This window comes from Acinetobacter rongchengensis, from assembly GCF_003611475.1.
Taxonomy (GTDB): Bacteria; Pseudomonadota; Gammaproteobacteria; order Pseudomonadales; family Moraxellaceae; genus Acinetobacter; species Acinetobacter rongchengensis.
Map to the genome: position 1 here is coordinate 226,520 of NZ_RAXT01000001.1, position 18,964 is coordinate 245,483.

Genomic DNA, 18,964 nt, shown 5'->3' on the forward strand with positions numbered 1-18,964 from the left:
AATGTGAAACATCCCACAATATTCACAAAATAAGAGAAATAAACAAAAATAGCCTATCGATACAGTACTGAAATATTTTCCAACACACTGATCATGCTAATAATTTAAATTAAGCTATTAATCATCTACATAAATATAACTCATATGGTTAATTGGTTAAAATTTATAAAGTTCTGGAATGTTATTTATAAAATAAAATACAAAAAAAACTACTTTTCTACTAAAATCACTGTTTTTGTTTCTCCAACCTCTCCTTTTATGACGAATCTCCGTACAAAGGATATTATTGCTTTAGGGTTTATGACCTTTGCCTTATTTATTGGGGCTGGTAATATTATCTTTCCACCTATTGTTGCTCAACAAGCAGGTGAACATGTATGGCTTGCAGCTTTTGGTTTTCTGATCACCGCTGTTGGCTTACCTGTACTCACCATCATGGCACTTTCAAAAACTGAAGGTTCTATTGCAATTTTAAGTTCACCTTTGGGTAAAGTCGCCAGTTTACTACTCACTGTCGTTTGTTATCTGTCAGTTGGACCTTTGTTTGCAACCCCACGTACTGCAACTGTTTCTTACGAAATCGGTTTTTCAACTTATTTTGGCAATAGCAGTTCATCATTGCTGATTTACAGTATTATTTATTTTGCTTTTGTGACCTTAGTTTCACTCTATCCAAATAAATTATTGGATACTGTGGGTCATATCCTTGCACCATTAAAAATTATTGCACTTGCTATTTTAGGTATTGCAGCTTTGGTCACCCCTACAGGCTCAATTTCTCCTGCAATTAATAATTATGTCAGTAGCCCAGTTTCTGAAGGTTTCGTTAATGGTTACCTTACCATGGATACTTTGGGTGCATTGGTTTTTGGTATTGTCATTATTCATGCGATTCATTCACGTGGTGTGACTGACAAAAAACTGGTGACTAAATATGCAGTCATCGCAAGTTTAATTTCAGGTGTTGGTTTAACACTGGTTTATTTAAGCCTGTTTAAATTGGGTTTAGGAAGCCATGATGTTGCGCCTAATGCTGCAAACGGTGCGGTCATCCTCCACGCCTATGTACAACATGCCTTTGGCGATTTAGGTTCATTGTTCCTTACAGCGCTCATTTTTATTGCATGTATGGTCACTGCGATTGGCTTAACCTGCGCATGTGCAGAATATTTCTCAGAATTACTTAAAATTCCTTATAAGATTTTAGTGGTTATCTTGGTTTTATTCTCATTGGTCATTTCTAATCTAGGTTTAACCAAGCTCATTGCTTTTTCAGTGCCTGTTTTAAGTGCAATTTACCCGCCAGCAATTGTTGTGATTGTCCTCAGTTTCTTCTGGAAAAAATTTAACCGCCCATCTTTGGTCATTGCACCAGTAACAGCAGTTTCATTTATTTTCGGTATTATTGAAGGTATTAAAGTCACCAGCTTTAAAGACAGCTTACCTGCAATCATCCAAAACTTGCCGTTAAATGAACAAAACTTAGCATGGCTAATACCATCTTTAATTATCTTAATGATTTGTGTCGTAATCGATAAAGTTAAAAAATAAATCTTTTTAACACGTCCTTAAAATTTGATTTTACCCAAATCATTTTTTAAAAGTGATCAATAATTGTCAAGTTTACCCAACTGGCTATTATTGTTTGCGACACTTATACATCAATTTGTGAACTTATTCGTTTCGGAAATGAGCAAATCTCTTTGTAATTTTTATCTAAATTTTAATCAAGTAAAGCAACTACTCACCCATAGACACAAATTTTTACATTTACAAATATATTTTAATTTCTCATCGTCGTGAACGCTCTTTATAGCTGAAAAATTTTTATTAAATCATAAACTTTGGTCTTAGCCCTCTTTCATGGCTAAGCAACTTATTGTATTTTATAATGATAACCAGATCTCATTTTGAATATAGACCACCTTTATAATCGGATATTTATTAAACATATTTCTTATATAAATGGAATATTCATAATTTGTCATAAATATGTCACATTTATTTATGAAAATAGTCATATTTTGACTTGAAATAATAATTAAATGTGGTACAACTAAATAAACCAATCCAGACCAAAACAATTAGGTTTTTGTCGAGCAGACAGGAGGTATGGAGATGTTACCAATACATTTCAATAAGCAAGTCTTCATTAATTCTTTGAAGACAAACAAAAAAATGGTCACGTATTTAAGCACTACGTTGGCACTATTAGCAACATTGTTTATTCATGGGCTAATTCAAGGCAACTTAAAACCTGAATTCTTCGCTTATGCTCTAGTCGTATCAGCAGCCTTCTATGTATGGGATGTTGTCGACCATAAATCACGAAAGCTTGCAAAAATTACAGAATAAAAGATGGATGCAAAGCATCCATCTTTATCGTGAACATAAGATACTGGAAAAAATAAAACGATAATTATCAAACACAAAAAATTTAATCATCACTCAAAACAATCCGTTAAACATGCCCAATAACAGCCCTGCTGTTGCTATCACTTCGCCAAGCACCAATAAAATCATTGCCATACGCATGAGTATTTTAGGTAAATGAATTTTTCCTAATTGATGCGGTTGTTTAAATTGATTCGTTGTATCTTTTAAAAAGCCATGTAAGACATAACTCACGATTGCAAATGTAAAGAAAATTAAATTAATCGTAATAAAAGCTAAATTTACCCATTCTGACCATGTAGAACAATATGCCATCACTGCCAAAATCAGCGTTGCAGGTGCATAAAGTAAACTACTACGATGAGCAATATCTACATAATAATGTGCTCTTGCCAATTCAGAACGACTGATTTGATAATACTTCCACACCCCTGTCAGCATACCAACCAATAAATATATTCCACTGAATAATAATGCTAATTTGACAGAAAGAGGTAAAAGATAAACATTCATTTTATTGTCCTATTTTATTTAACGCTCAAATTTAATACCTAAACTATTCGAACGTAATGACTTTTTAGTCACATTTTAATTTAGTTTCTTTTTGGAACTCATTTAAAGTAAACATAACTTTAAACGTTATCGATTCACTATGAGTACTTTTGAAAATTTAACCATAAGTTGTGCGGATGGCTATGGCTTAAGCGCACGTTTTTACAAGGCGAAACATCCAACTCAACAGCTACCTGTTTTGGTCTGCCCTGCAACAGGTATTACTCAAGGCTTTTATCATGACTTTATCGTATGGCTTACAGAACAAGATTTAGATGTTTTAGTCTTTGATTATCGTGGTATTGGTGCGTCTTTGCATGGTCCAATACGTCAATCAAATGCAAGCATTCAAGACTGGGGACAACTGGATATTCCAGCGGCAATTCAAGCGTTACTTGCAAAAACTGGTAAACAACAAGTTACTCTGATTGGTCATAGTGCAGGTGGACAGCTCCTTGGTGTGGTGCCTAATTATGACAAAGTCGCACAAATGATTGCTATTTCAGGCTCAACTGGACACATCAAGGGCTTAAAAGGTCGTACTAAACAATTAGCCCCTGTTATGTTTAATTTGATCTTTCCAGTTTCTAGCCTTTTCAAGGGCTATGGCGCAACCAAAATGTTGGGAATGGGCGAAAACCTCCCTAAAAAAGTAGCCAAGCAATGGGCGCAATTTTGCAGTAAGCCTGGCTATGTCATGAATGCGATTGGTAAAACTATTTTTGAGGATTTCCATCAAGAGATCCAATGTCCAATTACCGTGTATTGGTCTTCTGATGATGAGATTGCAACGCAAGCCAATGTTCAAGACTTATTGCGTTTATACCCCAATGCAACCACGGATATGATTGAACTCAAACCCCAAGCACATGATCATAAAGCCATTGGGCATATGTTAATGTTTAGGAAATCACATCAGAATTTATGGCCATTCATGACTAAAACCATTTTTAACTAAACCATTTTGGTTTTAAGCACTTAAATACGTAATCCTGTTTAAGTGCTCTTTTTATTTTTAAAAATTTCTTCTTAAAGTTCATCAAAAAAGTAACCAAAAAATCCAATAAAAATTAAATATATTTAAGTAAATCATATGGCTAACATAATTATATTTTCTCAATTGATGTGCATTAATATTCATGTAACAACAATCTATTAAGTTAGAACCACGTTGAAGTTAAGCATTCTTGTCCAATCTCAACTTTTGATTAACATATTTAGCACTATGGTTATTCTTTAATATTCTATTCAAAAATTATAAATATGTTATGTTACATACAAAGTTTGTAGAATATATAACATGAAAATTTCCCTGCTTATTTCAAGTCTCCCCACAGAAAGTGCAGCAACACGGATGAGAGTTTGGAGATCTATCAAAAATTGTGGTGCAGCTACACTTAGAGATGGTGTCTATTTATTACCCTCTACACATGCAAATAAGTTTGATGATATTTCTCAAGATCATCATAGCGAACAAGGTAAAGCTTATATTTTTAATTGCCACTGCCCTGAAAATATTGATTTGGTTAAATTATTCGATCGCAATGAAGAATACTCAAGCTTTTTAAAGCAATTAAAAATGCTTGAAAATGAACTCGATGTGACCAAAAAAAATGAACATTTAAAGCACATTAGAAAATTAAAGAAAAGCTTAAATCAATTGATGCAAATCGATTATTTCCCACAACCTATACAGGAACAATCGATTCAAGCATTGAATGAGCTTGAATATCAAATCGTCCGTTTAGGGGAGATTCATGAACCTCAGATAAGCTTGCAAACCATACACGTATTACAAGCTGAACATTTTCAAAATAGAGTTTGGGCAACCCGCAAACGCCCATGGATTGATCGACTTGCTTCAGCATGGTTGATTCAAAAGTTCATCGACCCTTATGCTAAATTCAAATGGTTAGCTTCTCCAACGGATTGCCCTTCCGATGCGATTGGTTTCGACTTCGATGGTGCAAAATTCACTCATATCGATTGCTTTGTGACTTTCGAAGTTTTAATGCATAGCTTCAACCAAATTGATCCCGCACTAAATAAAATTGCCGAAATTGTTCATTACCTTGATATCGGTGGTCACGAACCTGCTGAAGCTGTCGGTTTTGAAAAGGTTATACATGGCTTAAAAACCACGATTTTAGACGACGACCAACTCTTAATACTCTCAAATCATATTTTTGATGGTTTATATGCAGATTTACTTGGAGAATCACTTGAGCACTGAAGATAATGAAACGACAGCTGAAACCATCAGTTTTTGGCAGGCAGTATTGTTTTGGCTTAAACTCGGTTTTATTAGTTTTGGCGGCCCAGCAGGTCAAATTTCTGTCATGCACCAAGAACTTGTTGAGCAGAAAAAATGGATTTCTGAAAAGAGGTTTATGCATGCTTTGAATTATTGCATGTTGTTGCCCGGGCCAGAAGCTCAGCAATTGGCAACCTATATAGGTTGGCTCATGCATAAAACCAAAGGCGGTTTAATTGCTGGAATTCTATTTGTGTTGCCTTCATTGTTCATTTTAATTGCACTCTCTTGGGTATATATTAAATTTGGTCATGTTCCAGTAATCGCTGGATTATTTTATGGTATCAAGCCTGCCGTTACAGCCATTGTTTTTCATGCAACCTATCGTATTGGCAGTAAATCATTAAAGAATAAGTTTCTGTGGTTTATCGCTGCATTGGCATTCATTGCGATCTTTATTTTTAATATTCCTTTTCCAATCATTGTATTACTGGCTGCTTTAACAGGCTATTTGAGCAGTAAAAAGTACCCTGAGTTATTTTCACATCAAACACATTCAGCAAGTCATCAATCCTATGGCAAAGCTGTTATCGATGATGATACCCCTATTCCAGAACATGCCAAATTCAAATGGTCACGTCTTGCCCAAATTATCATCATCGCCGCTATATTATGGAGTGTGCCACTCATAAGTCTATTTTACATTTTTGGCTGGCATCACACCTATACGCAAATGGCTTGGTTTTTCACTAAAGCAGCCTTGTTGACTTTTGGTGGTGCTTATGCGGTTTTGCCATATGTTTATCAAGGTGCTGTTAATTATTATCATTGGCTCAGCCCGACCCAAATGATTGATGGTTTAGCGCTCGGTGAAAGCACACCTGGTCCTTTGATTATGGTGGTTGCATTTGTCGGTTTTATTGGTGCATATAGCCATCAAGTCTTGGGTGAATCACAATTCATTGCGGGTGTATTCGGCGCAGTGATCGTGACATGGTTTACCTTTATATTCTCATTTTTATTTATCTTGGCTGGCGGGCCAATCATTGAGTCGACACATAACCAAATTAAATTTACTGCACCTCTAACTGCAATTACTGCTGCGGTTGTCGGGGTCATTCTGAATTTAGCATTATTCTTTGCGTATCACGTATTATGGCCAAAAGGCTTTGCAGGTTCATTTGATTATATTGCTGCCCTGATTACGATTTTGGCTATGCTCGCCTTATTTAAATTTAATCAAAGTGTATTAAGAGTGATTGCTTTATCTGCACTGACAGGTCTCATCATTCAAATGTTGTTTTGAAATACGTTCAAAATGTCTAAATGAGTAAGAATAACGAATCCCACTCATTTGTGATCAATAACAATTTGTTTAAAAATATGCCTAAGCCGCTAAACGCTCACTTCATATACTGCTCGCAATAAAAAATGCCTCGAAGAATGAGGCATTTTTTATATTTAAATGATGAATATCATGTCTTTGCGAATTTAAGCGAACTGTTCAGGACGGGTAATTTTGACTGTTTTGATTCGATTTTCATCCATCTCAACAACTTCAAACCAAATACCCTCTTGTTCGATCTGCGTACCGACTTTAGCTTCACCCTGTGTCTTATCCAAGATTAAACCTGCAACGCTGAAATAACCAGAATCTTCTTGAACTAGATCCAACATTCCTAACTCGAGTTCGAGTTGATATAGATCTAACATTCCCGAAGCTTTCCAAGTGGTTTCATCTAATTTGATCAATTCCAGTTGCTCATCGGCGTCAGGGAATTCACCTGCAATCGCTTCAAATACATCCAGTGGCGAAATCAAACCCTGAATATTACCAAACTCGTTACTCACCAAAACCAAAGAACCTTTAGACGTTCTTAAAGTATGAATCGCATCAATCACCTTCATTTTTTCAAAAATAAAGATTGGACGATGACGTTTCAATAAAACACTCAGCTGTTCAGGTTCATCTAAAGCATCAATTAACTCTTTTGCACGTACCACAGTAACAATTTTATCCAATTGTCCACGACACACTGGAAATAAGCTGTGTGGCACTGCCAGTATTTGCTGACGAATACTTTCAGGATCATCCTCAAGGTTGATCCATGAAATTTGATTCCGTGGTGTCATGATCGATGCTACAGAACGCTCCGCAAGCGTTAAAACACCACCCACCATATAACGCTCTTCATCACCAAAGGCTTTTTGTGCAGCCAAGGCTTCAGGTGTTTGCAACAAATCGGCGTCTAATTTGCTTCCCATCATTTTGAGAATTGAATCTGCAGTACGATGACGCAAAGGGATTTTAGATTCATGCTTTTCTGCGTTACGACTTGAAAACTGATTAAATGCTTCAATTAAAATCGCAACACCAATACCTGAGTAAATATAACCTTTCGGGATATGGAAACCAAAGCCTTCAGCAATTAAACTCACCCCAATCAGCAATAAGAAGCTTAAACACAGAATCACGACTGTAGGATGTCTATTGACAAAGCTGGTTAATGGTTTTGAAGCAATCAACATCACAATAACAGCAATGGTCACCGCAGCCATCATCACATAAATATTATCCACCATACCGATCGCTGTAATCACTGAATCCAGTGAGAAAACCGCATCAAGTACGATAATTTGAGCAACAACTGCCCAAAAACTTGCATAAACAACTGCACCAGTGCTTTTAACTTCTGGCTTTCCTTCCATTTTTTCATGCAGTTCTGTTACTGCTTTATAAACAAGGAATAACCCACCAAATAAGAGAATTAGATCTCTTCCAGAAAATGAAAAATTAGCAAAGGAGACTAAAGGTTTGGTTAATGTAACCAGCCAAGAAATGACAGACAATAAACCTAGGCGCATCAATAAAGCTAAAGACAAGCCAATAATACGAGCCTTATCACGTTGTTCAGGAGGTAATTTATCTGCAAGAATGGCAATAAATACGAGGTTATCAATCCCCAGTACAATTTCTAAAACAATCAGGGTTAAAAGGCCAACCCAAATACCAGGGTCTAATAAAAATTCCATTATTAGATCTCCTGCCTATTATTATATAAAGAAGACAAAAATAAGTTTAACCTACACGGCGACGGATCCATGAATGATACCTTTTCAAAAATATTAGTTTAATTATGCACAATATCTAAGATTTGTAATTACTTTTCATGAAAAATTTACATTTTAGTATTTCATAAATTTAGCAAAGCGTGCACAAACAATCATAAGATATAAAAAATCATTCAACTTTAGTCTAAAAATGGCCTAAAATGACTATGACAAGTTTAACAATGAAATTTAGTATATATTGCAAGGTATATGAGTGTCGTTAAACGAGACTTAATAATATCTACTAAAGCTATTTTTAGGTTGTTAATCACCTATTTTTTGTAATGATTTATTACACTTACGGAATAGTGTATCAATCCTTAACTTTGCTTGTATATGCAAATATTAAAAATGATTATTTTCAGATTCTTAGAACAATATTCACACAACAAATAAATAAACCTACACCTGTTATGACTATTGCGACAGAATTTTTTTATCATAAAGCCAAGTCTCATGCACTTAATTTTTCATTAGAATAAGACCACAGTCAGTATTGTTTAGTTATTGAACTTTTTGACTGAGTCGCTTTAGTTTTTATCAATATTAAAGCACCTAAAAGTGAATAGGATTAACCGCTATGACAAGTGTAAATGCATTGACTTTTAACCAAATTTCAAAGGCTATTGCAAATACAAGCTATATAAGAGCTGAGATCAATTTTGATTCAATCTTAGAACAGCAACTGGTCAACGCCATGGTTACGCAAGAGAATAATAAGCAAGAATTGACCTACAATGTCATTCTTGAAAATGCAGATCTGACAGCACAACTATCAGATACAAAAGCTACCCATTCTCTATTGCAAGAAGAAGCAACTAAATTTGCTCAAATTGTTGCGTTTCATCAAGATAAAGACAAATATGCGATGTCTTTACTAAACGGCTCTACTTAAGTTTATACTCCAAGGAAAATTTATATTTTATGGATTTTCCTTGTTTTTTTACTTTAAGCGATTAATCACGTATTGATTCAACTATTCAAAATAAAATATTATTAGGCCTTAAGTTTGGCTATAATTACAAAAAATCAGGGTTACCTAATGACTAAGAAGTATTCAAAATTTTTGCCTACCGCTGAAAATTTTAATATAGAAAGTTTTCCTTATTATTGGATTACTCAAGTACATGCACAATACGTTTTGAACGTTGACCATGTCCTAAAGAAATATGGTGTTGACAACTCTAGACGACGCCTTTTGATTTCTTTAGAGGCTAAACCCAATGCCAGTGTTTCGGAACTGTCAGAAATGATTGTTTCTAAAATGTCTACAACCACAAAAATCGTGTACCGTTTAAAAGAAGAGGGTTTTGTTGAAACTTTTTCTTGCGAGCATGATGCACGTATTACTCGGGTCAAACTTACAGAATCAGGCGAACAAATGACTCAGAAAATTAATGACTTAATGAGTGTAGTACTTGAACAATCATTTGATGGATTAACGCCATTACAAATTGAAAAAATGATGGAAAGCTTAAAGCTTATTTTTAAAAATCTTTCTCATTAAGCCGTAAAAACTAATCGAACATATTGATCTGTAGATTGTTTTTATTATGCCGTTGTTTTGGACAATAATAACACTCGAACTCCTCTACAGGAAATCCTTCAATAAAACTCATTATATTCGGCTGTTTCAATGACAGCCATTCCTCTAAACGCTGTTGTGGTATTACCACAATGGAACGTTTATCTGTTCTAGGCTCATGAAACTCTTTCATCATTTCGTGATGATGGGCATCCATACTTAGCATCGTTGCTGAACGCACAACTTCACCATTTTTCAATCGGGTAATTTCATACAACGCCGCAATATAGAATGCTTGACCATCTTTACGGCGTACAGCCCAACGCTGTGGTTTACCATTGATATATTTTGATTCGTAAAATTCACTTACAGGAATGACACCGAACTGACATTTAGCAAACGCTTCACTAAAACTCGGTTTTTCCATGACTGTTTCATTGCGAGCATTGTAGGTATGCTTAGCAACCTCTTTATCCTCTGCCCACTTCGGAATTAAACCAAAATTAACCAAACGCCATTCTATTCCTTGATTAGATTTAAATAGCAAGGGTGTTTGAAAGCTTGGAAATATTTCTTCTTCATATGCGAATGGAATCATTGGCAACAGAAGTTGCTCAACTTGCATCAAATTAATCGGTTTAAAATTGGCACACATACGATTAAATAATTTTAATGATTAGCTTTATCAAAGTTCTTCTAAAAATGGAGGTAAATCTACATTTACCTCCATCTAAATTAACCAAAAATCTTTTTCATTTTGGCACTTAAACCATGAAAAAACTTATGTTTTGCATTGGCTTTTTCACTTGTAAGAAAGTTAATTTGGATTGATTGACGTTGTCCTTCATAAGGAATATAACCATGCCAACCATTGTCAGTCACTTTAAAAGCAACCAATGAACCAGGACCTGCATTGATTTCCGCAACGTAATTATTAATATCTTGAGCATCATTCAAAATACGTAAACGACCATTGGGTGCATCCCATGATTCATTTAAATAAATCAGGATGGTTAAAAGCTTACTTTTAGAGTCACTATGAATACGACCATCTTTTTGACGTGAATAACCTCGTAAAGTAATCATCATTGGATGCTCCATCACATTCACATCAAACTTATCTGTCAAAATTTGACGGAATTCTGGGGTATCCAATGATTTTAAGAATCGGTCAAAATGAGGCTTAATTTCAACATCTTCTATATTAAAACTTCCACCTTGCTCAATCTTAGGAAATTCCTGAATTACAGATTGTACTTCGCTATCCACAATTGCATTTTCAACAACAAAAAAAGGATATGGCGTGCTAGAAACTTCAGCATTTTTCAATGCATCTAATTTAAGAATTGATGACATTTATAATTCAACTTAAAGATTGATTCTTTTAAATTGTAGCAGAGATTTATGATTGTTTAAGTAATCTTGCTCTTTTCATAACATAAATTCTATTATCACCCACTGACACCGATTAGCTTTATTTAAACGATTTTTTGGATATCACTTAAAAAACAAAAAAGCCCCCGAAGAGGCTTTTTGACTTTATACAGCAGTGAAATTAATCACCTGTATAACCTTTTAATTTCAAACGTGAAGCATGCAATAATGGTTCAGTATAACCCGATGGTTGTTCACCACCTTTAAATACTAAATCATAAGCTGCTTGGTATGCATAACCATCAAATGCTGGCGCCATAGCTGTATATTCTGGATCATTAGCATTTTGCTCATCCACAATCTTCGCCATACGTTGCATCACTTCTTCAACTTGTTCTTTGCTTACGATTCCGTGACGTAACCAGTTCGCAACGTGTTGTGAAGAAATACGTAAAGTTGCACGGTCTTCCATCAAACCAACGTTGTTGATATCTGGAACTTTCGAACAACCTACACCTAAATCAACCCAACGAACCACATAACCTAAAATACCTTGAAGATTATTTTCAAGCTCTTTAGTTTTTTCTTCATCAGTCCAATTTGTATCTGTTGCTAACGGTGGCGTTAACAAATCATCAAGTGATAATGCTTCTGTTTTCAATAACTCTTGTTGACGAGCTGAAACATTACATTGGTGATAATGGATTGCATGAATTACAGCACCCGATGGTGATGGAACCCAAGCACAGCTCGCACCTGCTTCTGGATGTTCAATCTTAGTCTTATACATGTCTAAAAGCATGTCTGGTTTAGGCCACATACCTTTACCAATTTGTGCTTTACCACGTAAACCCGCTTGAAGACCAATCATTACGTTACGGTTTTCGTATGCTGGGAACCAAGTTTGAGACTTCACTTCGCCTTTACGAACGAATGGGCCTGCTTCCATAAATGTATGGATTTCATCACCAGTACGGTCCATGAACCCTGTATTGATAAAGATTGTACGGTCTTTCGCTTGAGCAATACAGTTTTTCAAGTTTACAGATGTACGGCGTTCTTCATCCATAATACCAATTTTTAACGTTTTTGCTGGTAAGCCCAATGCTTGCTCTGCACGTTCAAACAATTCAACGGCGAACGCAACTTCTTCAGGACCATGCATTTTTGGCTTCACGATATACATAGAACCTTTACGTGAGTTCTTGTTTTCGTTTTGGCCTTTAATATCTGCAAAAGACAACAATGGCGTGATCAATGCATCCATGATACCTTCGTAGATTTCAGCACCATCTACAAGGATTGCAGGGTTAGTCATCAAGTGACCAACGTTACGAAGAAGCATTAAAGAACGACCATGAAGCGTCGTTTCACCACCAATGAGGTTTTTATGAGTGCGATCTTTGTTCAAACTACGAGTAATGGTTTTACCATTTTTCTCGATAGATTCTTGCAAAGTACCTTTCATTAAACCTAACCAGTTACGGTAGCCTTCAACTTTTTCTTCTGCATCTACAGCAGCAATCGAATCTTCTAAATCTTGAATCGTTGTTAAAGCAGCTTCAAGAACTAAATCTTTAACACCAGCAGCATCCGTTTTACCAATTGGGCTATTCGGATCAATTTCAATAATAACGTGCAAACCATTATTTAATAGAACGATTTCTGTTGGAGCTGACGCTTCGCCATTAAAACCAACAAATTGTGCTTCTTTTGCTAAAGTCGATGTTGAACCATCTTTTAAGGTTACAACAAGCTTTTTGCCTTCTACAGCATATTTAGTCACATCTGCATGTGAACCATTCGCTAACGGGAATGTTTCATTCAAGAAGTTTTTAGCAAATGCAACAACTTTATCACCACGAACTGGGTTATAACCTTTACCTTTTTCTGCGCCACCTTCTTCAGAGATCACATCAAAGCCGTAAAGTGCATCATAGAGCGAACCCCAACGTGCGTTTGCAGCATTTAAGCAGTAACGTGCATTACGCACAGGTACAACCAATTGCGCACCAGCCAACAATGCGATTTCTTCATCTACATTTTCTGTGCTGATTTGAAAATCTTCTACTTCTGGTACTAAGTAGCCAATTTCTTTAAGAAAAGCTTTATAAGCTTCTAGCTCAAATTTATTATTACGGTGCCATTCATCAATTTTAGCCTGAATGTCATCACGCTTAGCTAAAAGCGCTTTATTCTTAGGGCTAAGATCGACAACAACTTGCTCAAAGTTTTTCCAGTAAGTTTCACTGTCTAAACCAGAACCTGGTAGTGCTTCATTTTCGATAAAATCGTAAAGTTCTTTAGCAATCGCTAACTTGCCTTTCTGAATACGTGCAGTCATTGTCTTTCCTGATATTGCTACTTTTTATAACAAGAGTTTCTAGTATACCGATTTAAATCATGCTGAATAGTATTATCACATTGCTAAATAGTGATCATTTTAATTGAAATAAATGCATGCATTCATTCTAAAAATAATGACTAAAAATGAGACAATATCATCAACTTGGATTGTTTTTACAGTGTATAAAGTTTTTAAAATGTCGAAATTAGACGAAAGTGCCGAATAAATGCCAATTGATCCATTTTTTAAATACACTTTATTTCCTCGTGCAAAGATTAAGCCACGAATACAACCAAATGTCGATAAAATAAACGGACAATTGTGTTTAAAATTATTGTCTATTTATAAATAAAAAAGCACTCATTTGAGTGCTTCTCTGTATGAAAGAATGTCTATAATTCGACTTGCGATTCACCTGAATCTTTAATCAAACGATGTTCAGACTGCAAATATTCATCTGATTGCATTTCAAGTAGACGAGACCGTGTTCGCTCAATTTCAAAAGCAAGTTTCTCACCTTCATAGATTTCAATAATTGAATCTTCCGAGGTTAACAATAACTTCACACCACGATCATAGAACTCATCGACTAAATAAATAAAACGGCGTGTTCCTTCAGAAAGCGTATCGGTTAAATGCGGCACATTACTGACTAAAACCGTATTATAAATATTGGCAATCTCAATAAAATCAGAAGGACTGCGTGGTTTCATACACAATTCTCTAAATTCACACCACAATACATCTTCCGTATGCCCAATGGTTTCAACAACACGATTATTGATCTGAATCGGTTCTTCAGAAATCGCTTGTGAACTGGTAAGCGCATTGAAACGTTTCGCCATCCAGACTTTATTATCATCACTTAATGGTGTTTTGAATAGTTGAGCCTGTTTCAGTACGCGTAAACGATAGTCCACACCTGCATCGACATTTAAAACCACGCAATGCGTATTGACCATTTCAATGGTTGGTATAAAACGATCACGATGAATCCCATTTTTATAGAGACCATCTGGTGCAATATTGGATGTCGCAACCAAGGTAATTCCGCGAGTAAATAACTTTTGAAATAAGTCACTTAGAATCATGGCATCGGTTACATTAGATACAAAAAATTCATCAAAACAAATCACCACAGCTTCTTTGTAAATTTGATCTGCCACAAGATCAAGTGGATTACGTTGCCCTGCAAGTTTATTTAATTCTTTATGCACATATTGCATAAAGTGATGAAAATGCATACGGGTTTTACGACGAAACGGTATCGACTCATAAAACTGATCCATCAACCATGTTTTACCACGCCCTACACCGCCCCACATATAAACACCACGAGGTGCAGTTTGACGTCTAAAACGACGGAATGCTTTTTTCGAAGCTTTATACCGATTAATCAATTCTTGCCATACACGCTCCAACTCATGCACTGCATGTGCCTGCGCATCATCTGGTAAAAATTGTCCAGAAGATAAAGCTTTAGCATAACGTTCTGCGGGTGATACGGGAGAAAATGCAGTATTGCTCGTTGAATTTTGATCTAACATATGGCTAAGGTACTTTTAATGGCTAGGAAGATTATATCGAATATTTAGTTTGCATAAATAAAACTTTGGCATAATCTAGGTTAAATAATAAATCATCTTTTTCATACAATCGCAGGCTATTTACCATACTGCCTTGGGCTTTGCCCAAACCACCGTTTAAAAGCGTGATTAAATGCTGCAGGTTCGGAATACCCCAGCAACTCAGCAATTACCTCTATTGAATATTCTTTATATTCAATAAGTCGTAAGGCCTTATTTTTTATAAGCTGTTCTCGAATCTGCTTATAACTGGTATTCAATTGTTGAAGCTGATGTCGTAATGTACGTTCTGGCAAATTTAAAGCTTGGGCAACTGCTGCCATTGAAGGAATAACACCTTGTTGTAACTCCAAATAATCATTTACACGTTGAATCAAGGCAGGTATTTTTTCTTCTTCTGCATTTAAACGTGCTAATTCTTCTACACACTTCACTTCATACACCCGATGTGTAATCGGATCTGCCGAAGGTATTTTAAGTTGCATCACATCATTGTTGATCCAAAATGATGCTTTTTCACATCCAAAGTGTAGATCTGAACCGTAATAATCATGGTATTGCTTTAATACTTCTACATCTTGAGGCTGTGCAAAAGGTAACTCTATTCGAACGCTTGGTGCAGTCAGCCCCATCATTTTATAAATATCATCTAAAAACTTATGCGTACCTGATATTTCACATTGCGCTCTTAATCTTCCCATTTCTGAATCTAAATCGATCGGTTGATAGGTTAAAGCAATTTGATGTTCACTATTTTCAATACCCAATACACCATATAGATAGGTTAAACCTTGATATTGAATCCCCTTTTCAATGGCGTCATAAACAGTATTGCAAGTCACCAACAACATTAATAAAGGGCCATAACCTGCAAGAGAATAATGCTGACCAATAAATAAACCTGTCTCAGGCTCTACATTTTCACCAATAACTTTTAAGATATCCCACTCTAGACTTGGGTGAATAATAGAACTTGGGTCTAAAGCATCCGCTTGAATACCAATACTCTCAAGTCGTGAATCCACATCTATTCCTGCATTACGCATACCGTGAATTAAGTACATCAAGCCGAGTATTGATCGTTTCATCTTGTCTTCAAATATAGATTACACCCACTTTTTACTATAAAGAGCCTGTTTTGGAAATTGCCGAATATATCAATATTCATGTCAAGGCAATCATTATTCTAAATGTGTATTTCAATTAATCTATGCAAAATTAAAGCACACTGAGTTTATAACAATGGGCGCAACGCAAACAAAAACTGCACAAATTCAAAGCACTCGAGTCGCAATTATAGGATCTGGCTTTGGGGGATTAGCAACGGCTATACGTTTAATTCAAGCCAATATCCATGACTTTATTATTTTAGAAAAAGCCAACGATGTCGGCGGGACTTGGCGTGAAAATCAATACCCGGGTGCAGCTTGTGATGTGCAATCTCACATGTATTCTCTTTCTTTCGCTCCAAAACTCGATTGGTCAAAACGTTATGCGGAAGCGCCTGAAATTTTTGACTATATTCAAGATTTAATGCGTGAGTATCATTTAAAGCAATATATTCAGTTTAATCGAGAAGTCGTCAGCGCACGCTACGATGAAAATGATTTAAATTGGCATTTAACCTTAAAAAATGATCAACAAATACAGGCTCAATTTGTTATTTTTGCCTCTGGGCCATTACATGTCCCACAAATTCCAAAAATTAAAGGCATTGAAAAGTTCAAAGGTGAAGTTTTTCATTCGTCACAATGGAACCATCGATATAATTTAAATGATAAAAATGTGGCGTCTATCGGCACAGGCGGTAGTGCCATTCAGTACATTCCAGAAATTGCTGATAAAGTAAAAAATCTCTATGTATTACAAAGAACCGCGGCTTGGGTCATTCCACGTGATGAACGTCGTTATCATACTTTTGATAAGAAGTTATTTAATCGTTTTGATTGGTTTAGAAAAATACATCGTGCACGTCTTTATTGGTCAAACGAGTCGCGAGTTGTCCCAATTGTACAACCGCAAATTATGAAATATGGTCAAAAACTCGCTGAAGCATTTATTAAATTTCAAGTGAAAGATAAAAATACTGCTCAAAAACTGACTCCAGATTACGTCATGGGCTGTAAACGTATTTTAATTTCAAATAAATATTACCCTACCTTTAATCGTGAAAATGTTGAATTGATTACAGATGCAATTCAGGAATTAACCGAAAATAGTATCATCTTTAAAAATGGTGAAGAACGCGCTATCGATTGCCTCATCTACGGTACTGGCTTTATCACAGACCCACGCATCTATCTAAAATCATTTGAATGCTATGGCGAAAACGGACTTGAGCTCAAACAAGCATGGAAAGATGGTGCAGAAAGCTATTTGGGTATCAGTACCAAAGGCTTCCCAAATCTGTTTCAGTTACTTGGCCCCAATACTGTCTTAGGCCATAACTCTGTAATTTTTATGATCGAATCACAAGTCAATTACATTTTACAACTTATACAAATGGTCAATAAGACCTCAACGCAAGCGATTGTTGTCAAACCTGAAGTTCAAGACCAATATAATCAACATGTGCAACACATGTTAGAAGGAACAGTTTGGCAATCGGGCTGTGTCAGTTGGTATCAACAAGATGGAGGTAAAAACTTTGCACTTTGGCCAACCTACACTTGGAAATATTGGCTAAAGACCCGTAAAATTAATCCTGCAGATTTTCAATTACTTGGCAATCAACAAATCCAGCATAAAACATCCCGCGTCGCATAAACTTTGTCTATAATATGTAGGTATTCTCATACCTACATATTTTTATGCAATCTCTTTGGCTGATTTTCCAACTGTTGTTCTGCTTATTCATTGGTTTCATGTTGGCAAGACGTTTGCCGCAATGGCTAGAAAGCATTGCTTTTAAAATTCTGCCTTATTTTACCTATATTCTCTTAATTGCAATTGCGATTGAGTTCTCTCAAACTATTCATAGCATTGCCAACCCTTCCATTATCTTGAGCAATGCCCTCATCATTTCAATAGCGACTTCAATTGGCGCATTTCTATGTTGTTATCTGCTGTTTAAAGGCATAGGCTACCAACCGTCTCAAGGTAAAGTTTCAGTAGCATTGCTCACGAAATCTTTATTGAATATTAGTTATGCATTTCTTGCACTTGCAGCAGGTTATGGACTGGCTGAGTTATTCAACCTATTTCACTATACTTTACATATCAGTACTTGGAATTTGTTACTGATTTTTATGTTCTTGATTGGACTCGATCTTGCTTATTCCCCACGTGACCGCTCATGGTTAAATTGGAAAATTTTACTCGTACCCATCGCTTGTATTATTGGCTCAATTCTTGGTGCAATTTTTGTTTCTTTCTTTATCCAGAGTATTAGTCTAAAAGACTTGATTATGCTTTCACAAGGTTATGGTTTCTATTCTATGACTGGGATCGTCGTGACCGAACTCAAGAATGCTCAGTTAGGTAGCATTGCTTTAATGAATGATTTATTTAGAGAAATTTTTGCGATAGTGTTTATGTATTTAATTGGTTGGCGTTATCCTCGCTCAGCCATTTCTTCAGCAGGTGCAACAGCAATGGATGTCACCTTACCAATGGTTAAACAAGCCTGTGGTAATGCGTTTATTCCACATGCGATGGTCAGTGGATTTGTACTTTCTGTACTTGCTCCCATCGCCGTCAGCATTTTAGCCGCTTTATAAGACACTTTTCGTCATTCTTTCAATTTTAGGTTCTAACCTAGTTAAGCTTAAAATCAAACAACGCGAATTAATCAAAAATTAGCAACGAAAAATAGGAAAAAT

Annotated in this window: 16 protein-coding genes; 9 read left to right on the top strand and 7 right to left on the bottom strand. The window is 35.8% G+C overall.

All coding sequences use genetic code 11. The features are described from left to right. Positions 1-258: 258 nt before the first annotated feature. Positions 259-1,551 (top strand): branched-chain amino acid transport system II carrier protein, encoded by a 1,293-nt coding sequence (brnQ, locus tag D7V20_RS01110; protein WP_120382512.1) that lies wholly within the window; start codon positions 259-261, stop codon positions 1,549-1,551. Positions 1,552-2,118: 567 nt separating this feature from the next. Then, positions 2,119-2,355 (top strand): hypothetical protein, encoded by a 237-nt coding sequence (locus D7V20_RS01115; protein ID WP_120382513.1) that lies wholly within the window; start codon positions 2,119-2,121, stop codon positions 2,353-2,355. A gap of 93 nt (positions 2,356-2,448) precedes the next feature. Here the strand turns inward: D7V20_RS01115 and D7V20_RS01120 are convergent, their stop codons facing one another. Beyond that, the gene (locus tag D7V20_RS01120; protein ID WP_120382514.1) at positions 2,449-2,907 is read right to left on the bottom strand and encodes a hypothetical protein; all 459 of its coding nucleotides are present in this window, start codon (positions 2,905-2,907) and stop codon (positions 2,449-2,451) included. Between the two features lie 139 nt (positions 2,908-3,046). Between D7V20_RS01120 and D7V20_RS01125 the strand changes: the two genes are divergently transcribed. From D7V20_RS01125 to chrA, 3 genes are all read left to right on the top strand, one after another. Beyond that, the gene (locus D7V20_RS01125) at positions 3,047-3,904 is read left to right on the top strand and encodes an alpha/beta hydrolase family protein (protein ID WP_120382515.1); all 858 of its coding nucleotides are present in this window, start codon (positions 3,047-3,049) and stop codon (positions 3,902-3,904) included. A 342-nt stretch (positions 3,905-4,246) separates the two neighbouring features. Beyond that, positions 4,247-5,179 carry a chromate resistance protein ChrB domain-containing protein gene (locus D7V20_RS01130; RefSeq protein ID WP_120382516.1) on the top strand — a complete coding sequence of 311 codons (933 nt, stop codon included), beginning with the start codon at positions 4,247-4,249 and terminating at the stop codon, positions 5,177-5,179. Next, on the top strand, positions 5,145-6,506 hold the full coding sequence (gene chrA / locus D7V20_RS01135; RefSeq protein ID WP_120382517.1) for a chromate efflux transporter: 1,362 nt from the start codon (positions 5,145-5,147) through the stop codon (positions 6,504-6,506). The genes D7V20_RS01130 and chrA overlap by 35 nt, the downstream gene beginning before the upstream one ends. Before the next feature lie 185 nt (positions 6,507-6,691). On the opposite strand, the gene D7V20_RS01140 is transcribed toward chrA, so the two are convergent. Next, positions 6,692-8,233, bottom strand: coding sequence for a TerC family protein (locus tag D7V20_RS01140; RefSeq protein WP_120382518.1), 1,542 nt, complete (start codon positions 8,231-8,233; stop codon positions 6,692-6,694). A 658-nt stretch (positions 8,234-8,891) separates the two neighbouring features. Between D7V20_RS01140 and D7V20_RS01145 the strand changes: the two genes are divergently transcribed. Next, positions 8,892-9,206, top strand: coding sequence for a hypothetical protein (locus D7V20_RS01145; RefSeq protein WP_120382519.1), 315 nt, complete (start codon positions 8,892-8,894; stop codon positions 9,204-9,206). A 147-nt stretch (positions 9,207-9,353) separates the two neighbouring features. Then, on the top strand, positions 9,354-9,818 hold the full coding sequence (locus D7V20_RS01150; protein ID WP_120382520.1) for a MarR family winged helix-turn-helix transcriptional regulator: 465 nt from the start codon (positions 9,354-9,356) through the stop codon (positions 9,816-9,818). A gap of 10 nt (positions 9,819-9,828) precedes the next feature. Here D7V20_RS01150 and D7V20_RS01155 read toward each other — a convergent pair whose 3' ends face one another. From D7V20_RS01155 to D7V20_RS01175, 5 genes are all read right to left on the bottom strand, one after another. Next, positions 9,829-10,491 (bottom strand): SOS response-associated peptidase, encoded by a 663-nt coding sequence (locus D7V20_RS01155; protein WP_120382521.1) that lies wholly within the window; start codon positions 10,489-10,491, stop codon positions 9,829-9,831. Positions 10,492-10,571: 80 nt separating this feature from the next. After that, positions 10,572-11,192: a 2OG-Fe(II) oxygenase gene (locus D7V20_RS01160; protein WP_120382522.1), complete on the bottom strand. Its 621-nt coding sequence runs from the start codon at positions 11,190-11,192 to the stop codon at positions 10,572-10,574. 199 nt (positions 11,193-11,391) lie between these two features. Further along, positions 11,392-13,554, bottom strand: coding sequence for a malate synthase G (locus D7V20_RS01165; RefSeq protein WP_120382523.1), 2,163 nt, complete (start codon positions 13,552-13,554; stop codon positions 11,392-11,394). 395 nt (positions 13,555-13,949) lie between these two features. Continuing rightward, entirely contained in the window at positions 13,950-15,104 is a 1,155-nt protein-coding gene (zapE, locus tag D7V20_RS01170) for a cell division protein ZapE (protein ID WP_120382524.1), read from the bottom strand. Positions 15,105-15,220: 116 nt separating this feature from the next. Further along, positions 15,221-16,231, bottom strand: coding sequence for an AraC family transcriptional regulator (locus tag D7V20_RS01175; protein ID WP_120382525.1), 1,011 nt, complete (start codon positions 16,229-16,231; stop codon positions 15,221-15,223). Between the two features lie 154 nt (positions 16,232-16,385). On the opposite strand from D7V20_RS01175, the gene D7V20_RS01180 reads away from it, so the two are divergent. Then, positions 16,386-17,909 (top strand): flavin-containing monooxygenase, encoded by a 1,524-nt coding sequence (locus D7V20_RS01180; RefSeq protein ID WP_120382526.1) that lies wholly within the window; start codon positions 16,386-16,388, stop codon positions 17,907-17,909. Between the two features lie 44 nt (positions 17,910-17,953). Next, a complete protein-coding gene (locus tag D7V20_RS01185) occupies positions 17,954-18,862 on the top strand; it encodes a lysine exporter LysO family protein (RefSeq protein WP_120382527.1) in 909 nt (302 codons plus the stop codon). Positions 18,863-18,964: the final 102 nt, after the last annotated feature.